This window comes from Kineococcus indalonis, assembly GCF_009906395.1.
Taxonomy (GTDB): Bacteria; Actinomycetota; Actinomycetes; order Actinomycetales; family Kineococcaceae; genus Kineococcus; species Kineococcus indalonis.
The window spans coordinates 1-2,594 of the sequence record NZ_JAAALM010000543.1; the positions used below are offsets into that span (position 1 = coordinate 1).

Consider the following 2,594-nt stretch of genomic DNA (forward strand, 5'->3'; position numbering starts at 1 on the left):
CCCCCCGACCCGGCACCCCCCGAGCGGGACGGTGACCCGCCGGCCGCCGCGGGGCGCGCTCAGGCGAAGTAGCCGCCCGCGGCGAGGTCCTCCAGGAGCGTGGGGCCCTGCGGCTCCCAGCCCAGCAGCGCGCGGGTCCGCTCGCTGGAGGCGGGCAGGTCCATCGCGAAGAACGCGCCGATCCAGCCCATCGCGTCGACGGCCCGCTCCGGCTCGACCGGGACGACCGGCAGGCCGAGCCCGCGGCCGATCGCGCCCGCGATGTCCGCGGTGGCCACCCCCTCCTCGGCCACGGCGTGCAGGACGGTGCCCGCGGGGGCGGACTCGAGCGCCAGGCGCACCAGGCGGGCGGCGTCGTCGACGTGCACCGCCGACCAGCGGTGCGAGCCGTCACCGACGTGGCGCGAGGCGCCGGCGGCCCGGGCCGCGGCGACGAGGGTCGCGACGAACCCGTGGTCGCCGGTGCCGTGGACGGTGGGGGCGAAGCGGGCGGCCAGCACGCGCACGCCGCGCTCGGCGTGGCCCAGGGCGAGGTTCTCCGCGCCGCCGCGCACGGAGGCCGGGCCGGTGGCGGGGTTGACGTCGTCCTCGGCGACGGGGCGCCCGGGCGGGAACCCGGCCACGCCGCTGGCCACGAGGAGCGGGCGCCCGGAGCCGGCCAGGGCGTCGGCGATCGCCTGCACGGCGGCCCGCTCGGCGGCGTTGCTGGCGGCGGGGTCCGTGAAGTCGTGCTTGTTGGCCAGGTGCACGGTGCCCCCGGTGGAGTCCGCGCCGCGGCGCAGCGCGTCCAGGTCGTCCAGGTCGCCGCGCAGCACCTCGGCCCCCCGGGCGCGCAGGGCGTCGGCGGAGGCGTCGGAGCGGGCCAGGGCCAGCACCCGGTGGCCGGCGGTGAGGAACTCCTGGACGGCGTGGGAGCCGATCCAGCCGGACGCACCGGTGATGAAGACGTGCATGGTCGCTCCTCGGTCGTCGTGCTCAGCAGTGATGTCATCTTGCGACATCAACGCTACACCGCGATGTCAGGGACTGTCATCATCTAGGGTGGGGGCATGGCGAGGTGGGCACCCGGGGCGCGCGAGCGGCTGCAGCAGGCGGCCATGGAGCTGTTCGCCGAGCACGGCTACGAACCCACCACCGTCTCCCAGATCGCCGGCCGCGCCGGGGTGACCGACCGGACCTTCTTCCGGCACTTCACCGACAAGCGCGAGGTCCTCTTCGCCGGCGGCGAGGAGCTCGTGGCGCACGTCGTCGGCGCCGTCGCCGCCTGCCCGGCCGGCGACCCCCTCGCCGCGGTCGCCGAGGGGCTGCGCGCGGCGGCGGCCTACTTCCCCGACGAGCGCCGGCCGTTCTCGCGGCGCCGGCAGGAGCTCGTCGAGGCCAACCCCGCGCTGGCCGAGCGCGAGCAGCTGAAGCTGGCCGGGCTGGCGGGCGCGGTGGGCGCCGCCCTGCGCGAGCGCGGCGTGGCGGAACCGTCGGCGAGCCTGCTGGCCCACTGCACCACCACGGTGTTCCAGGTCTCCTTCGCCACCTGGATCCGCGACGGCGAGGAGCGGTCCCTGCAGCAGGTGCAGCGCGAGGTGTTCGAGTCGCTGCGCCGCACCCTCGGCGCACCGGTGCCGCCCCGGCCCCAGGACGGGGCCACGGGGCTCGGGGCCGCGGGGCTCGCGGTCACGGGGCGTCGAACGTGCCGGTGACGCGGGTCCCCGGTGCCGTGCCGCCGCCGGGCTGCTCCGCGGCGGGCGGCGGGGCGGTGCCCGGCACGCACGGCTGGACGGGGAACGGGACCGGCCCGCCGTCGCGGGTGAAGCTCGTGCAGCGGACCTCCAGGACGTCCTGGAAGTCGAGGAACACCTCGGCGTGCACGGCGTTCCACACGAACGCGGAGCCGGTGACCCGCGCGCTGCACGCGTCGAGGTCCAGGCCGACGGGGTTGCGCTGCACGGTGGTGCGCTCCAGGACGACGTCCCCGGCCTGCCCGCAGCTCACCCCGCTGCCCCGGTTGCGGTGCACGGTGCTGTCGCGCACCACCAGGCCGTCGCGGTCGTCGCCGTAGGCGAGCAGACCGGTGTGGTTCAGCTCGACGGTGGAACCCTCCACGAGCAGGCGGCCGCGGTGGTACGCGTACCCGCCCCAGCCGTTGCCCACCAGCCGCGAGCCGCGCACGGCCAGGGAACCGCCGTCGACGGCGTGGGCGCCGATGCCGTTGCCCGCCAGGCGCACGTCGCGCACGCTCGCGCTCGAGGTGCCCGGGGCGCTCGCGCGCAGGTCGTCGTCCACGCCCGCGCGCACGTCGTTGTCCACCCCCGCGCGCACCCCCGACGCCCAGCCGGAGACGTGCCCGTTGCGGACGACGACGTCCCGCGCGCGCACCAGCACGCCCGTGCCCGTGGAGCTGCCCGGGCCGGTCCCCGGGCCGGTGAGGCCGTGGCCGTTGAGGTTCAGCTCGATCCCGTCGGCGGCCAGGGTCAGGCCCCGCCCGTCGGGGCACACGACGTCGGCAGCCAGGCGCACGCTGCGGGTGAGCACCGCCCCGCACGGCACGGCCGTGGCCCGCGGCGGGGCCGCGGCGCTCGCGGCGGGGACGGCGGCGGGGA

At 77.8% G+C, this 2,594-nt stretch carries 3 protein-coding genes; 1 reads left to right on the forward strand and 2 read right to left on the reverse strand.

Features of this window, described 5'->3' with window-relative positions:
* Positions 1-59: 59 nt before the first annotated feature.
* A complete protein-coding gene (locus GTR00_RS18615) occupies positions 60-953 on the reverse strand; it encodes an SDR family oxidoreductase (RefSeq protein ID WP_166613058.1) in 894 nt (297 codons plus the stop codon).
* A gap of 96 nt (positions 954-1,049) precedes the next feature.
* On the opposite strand from GTR00_RS18615, the gene GTR00_RS18620 reads away from it, so the two are divergent.
* Positions 1,050-1,694 carry a TetR/AcrR family transcriptional regulator gene (locus GTR00_RS18620; RefSeq protein ID WP_166613059.1) on the forward strand — a complete coding sequence of 215 codons (645 nt, stop codon included), beginning with the start codon at positions 1,050-1,052 and terminating at the stop codon, positions 1,692-1,694.
* On the opposite strand, the gene GTR00_RS18625 is transcribed toward GTR00_RS18620, so the two are convergent.
* Positions 1,669-2,594: right-handed parallel beta-helix repeat-containing protein (locus GTR00_RS18625; protein WP_205706171.1), on the reverse strand; the 926-nt coding region annotated here is incomplete at its 5' end. The two genes, GTR00_RS18620 and GTR00_RS18625, sit on opposite strands and share 26 nt — an antisense overlap.